The sequence below is a fragment of the Nonomuraea candida genome, assembly GCF_000725485.1.
In the GTDB taxonomy this organism is placed as follows: domain Bacteria; phylum Actinomycetota; class Actinomycetes; order Streptosporangiales; family Streptosporangiaceae; genus Nonomuraea; species Nonomuraea candida.
This window is the reverse complement of sequence record NZ_JOAG01000205.1, coordinates 1-241: the sequence shown is the minus strand read 5'-3', so window position 1 is coordinate 241 and position 241 is coordinate 1. Positions and strand designations below refer to the sequence as shown.

General features: G+C 71.8%; 1 protein-coding gene. It reads left to right on the top strand.

What is annotated here, in order from left to right; genetic code table 11:
• Positions 1-241: HAMP domain-containing protein (locus IO39_RS43720; RefSeq protein WP_157549841.1), on the top strand; the 241-nt coding region annotated here is incomplete at both ends.

Below are 241 nucleotides of genomic sequence, written 5' to 3'. Positions count from 1 at the left end.
GGCGGTGGCCCGCGGCGACCTGACCCGCAAGATCGACGTGGACGCCCGGGGCGAGATCCTGGAGCTGAAGACCACCATCAACACGATGGTCGACCAGCTGTCGGCGTTCGCCGCCGAGGTCACGCGCGTGGCCCGCGAGGTGGGCAGCGAGGGCAGGCTCGGCGGGCAGGCCGAGGTCGAGGGCGTGTCGGGCACCTGGAAGCGGCTGACGGAGAACGTCAACGAGCTGGCCGGCAACCTC